This window comes from Bradyrhizobium sp. PRIMUS42 (genome assembly GCF_023006515.1).
Lineage (GTDB): Bacteria > Pseudomonadota > Alphaproteobacteria > Rhizobiales > Xanthobacteraceae > Bradyrhizobium.
The window spans coordinates 1-2,923 of the sequence record NZ_JALBGZ010000753.1; the positions used below are offsets into that span (position 1 = coordinate 1).

Annotated in this window: 1 protein-coding gene; it reads right to left on the reverse strand. The window is 64.8% G+C overall.

What is annotated here, in order from left to right:
• Positions 1–2,627 (reverse strand): glycosyltransferase (locus MOV75_RS33050; RefSeq protein WP_246931668.1); only part of this gene is annotated, 2,627 nt, incomplete at its 3' end.
• Positions 2,628–2,923: the final 296 nt, after the last annotated feature.

The window sequence follows — 2,923 nt, forward strand, 5'->3', positions numbered from 1 at the left end:
GAACCGCCCGGGTGGGGCAGCGCGACCGGGCGCAGGCCGATCAGCTCGGCGGTGCGGATCGCGCTGTCGCGCCAGAACTGGAACGAGTTGATGCGGCTGAGCTCGAGGATGGCGATCGCCACCGCTGCCAGGAACGGCAGGCTCTGCAGCACCAGCACGCCGGCGAAGATGTAGATCTCGGTGATCTGGCGGTAGCTGTTGGAGGCGATCAGCACGCCGGCGCCGACGATGAGCAAGGTGCCGATCACGGCCTCCCAGAACGCCTGGAACTCGATCGACATCCTGGACAGGCCGCCCTTGGAGGTGCGGGCGAAGGCGATGTGCTCGGTGATGAGGCCCTGCGCCACCGCGCGCGACACCGTCCATTGCACGCTCATCGCCGCGATCATGGCGCCCAGCATCTGGCCGGGCTTGATTGCGACGCGGGCGCGGTACATCGACAGGAAGTGCGCCAGCGAGACGACGAAGGCGCCGATGATCGGCAGGGTCAGGATCTTGTCGGGGATGGCGATGTCGGCGAAGGCGACGATCGGCACCCAGACGAGGTTGAGCAGCGCCACCACCACGCCGAGGCTTTCCGCGCCCAGCCAGTTCAGCCAGCCGAGGCCGTATTCGCGCTTCTGGTCGGACGTCAGCCGGCTCTTGCCGGGCAGGAAGTGGCGCCAGTGCTTCTTGACGATCTGCAGCCCGCCATAGGCCCAGCGATGGCGCTGCTTCTTGAAGGCCTCGTAGGTGTCGGGGAGGAGGCCCTGGCCGTAGCGGTGGTTGGTGTAATGGGTGGTCCAGCCCAGCTCCTGGATCGCAAGGCCGAGATCCGAGTCCTCGCAGATCGTGTCGGACGACCAGCCGCCGGCCATGTCCATCGCGGCGCGGCGGATCAGGCACATCGTGCCGTGCACGATGACGGCGTTGAGCTCGTTGCGCTGGACCATGCCGATGTCGAAGAAGCCGGCATACTCGCCGTTCATGATGTAGTGCATGATCGAGAGGTCGCCGTCGCGGTGTTCCTGCGGCGCCTGCACGAGGCCGACGCGCGGATCGGCGAAAGCCGGCACGAGATCCCTAAGCCAGTCGGGATCGACGACATAGTCGGCATCGAGGATGCCGATGATCTCGGCATCCGCCGCGGTGCGGTCCATCGCAATCCGAAGCGCGCCGGCCTTGAAGCCCTGCACCTTCTCGGCGTTGATGAACTTGAAGCGTTCACCGAGCGCGCGGCAATGGTCCTGGATCGGCTGCCAGAAGGCGGGATCGGGCGTGTTGTTGATGATGACGACGCATTCGTAGTTCGGATAGTGCAGCCGCGACAGCGCATCCAGCGTCTGCTTGAGCATGTCGACCGGCTCGAAATAGGCGGGGATGTGGATCGAGACTTTCGGGTAGTAGTTCTCGGGAACGTTCTCGACCGGCTTGCCCTTGCTGAGCAGCCGCTGCGGCGGCCGGCCGAAGGCGACCGCAGCGATCTCGTCGACGCGCGCCATCGCGATGAGAACAAGGGGAACAAGCAGGATCATGCCGAGCGTGAGCGCGAAGGCCGAGCCGAAGATGAAGTAATGGCTGTTCCAGAACGCGAACACGGTCGCGGCCCAGGCGCCGACGCCGTTGGCGGTCGCCGACAGCAGCAAGGCCTGCTTCGCGGTCGGCTTTTCAATCCGCAGGATCGGCAGCGACAGCAGGACGCCGACCAGGAGCGCGATGCCCATCAGCTTCCAATAGTCGGGGTTCTCGACCGGACCGGTCCAGGCGAATTTCGGCTCGCGGCTGGCGTTGAGGATGCCCCAATACGGACCGACGCCGCCTTCGAAGAATTTCCAGGGCTGATCGATGGCTTCGACGATGTTGTATTCCATGCCGATGGCTTCGGCGCGGCTGACGAAGTTGCGCAGGATCAGCGCCTGCTGGAACGCGCCCGGATCGGCGTTGCGTAAGTTGTAGCCCTGGCTCGGCCAGCCGAACTCGGCGATCACGATGCGCTTGCCGGGGAACAGGTTGCGCAAGAGGTTGTAGCGGTCGACGGCCTGGTCGACCGCCTGGTCCGAACGGAAGTTTTCCCAATAGGGCAGCACGTGGGCGGCGATGAAATCGACGCTGGAGCCGAGGTCGGGATTGTCGCGCCAGATGTTCCAGATCTCGCCGGTCGTGACCGGCACGCGGACCGAGCCCTTGACCTTCTTGATCATGTCAATGAGGTCTTCGACCTTCTGCTCGCCGCGGTAGATCACCTCGTTGCCGACGACGACGCCGACGACGTTGCTGTTCTTGCGGGCGAGCTCGATCGCAGCCTTGATCTCGCGCTCGTTGCGATCCTTGTCCTTGTCGATCCAGGCGCCGACGGTGACCTTGAGGCCGAACTCGGCCGCGATGGGCGGCACCAGTTCCACACCGCCCGTGGACGAATAGAGGCGGATCGCGCGCGTCATGGTCGACAGCGTCTTGAGGTCGGCGCGGATTTTCTCGACGGTCGGGATGTTGTCGATGTCGGGGTGGGCCGAGCCCTCGAACGGCGCGTAGGAGACGCTGGGCAGCAGGCCCTTGAAATCGGGCGCGGGTTCCTTGTCGCGCAGGACCCCCCATAGTCCAGCGTGAAGCGCAGACACAAGCAACAGAACGGCGGCGACAACGCGCATCGCGGCTAAACCAAAAGGGGCTGAGGGGGCAGGGAAGCGGATCCGACCCCGAGATCCGACCAAGTCCGCGGCAAATGGAGCATACCTCTGCCGCGCGGTTTCTCAACTGTCATGGCGTCATGTCCTTATGAGGGCATGGCCTTTTCCAGAAAATGCGTGGCAGTGCCAACCGCGTCTATGGCCAATCGTTCCTGAACGACAGCTGAAACGATCGCGGCTATTTCTGGGGCGCTGGCGTCGGGCTTGCCGCAGGCGAGGGGCTGGCCGCCGGCTGCGGTGCAGGCGGATTGCCCGAG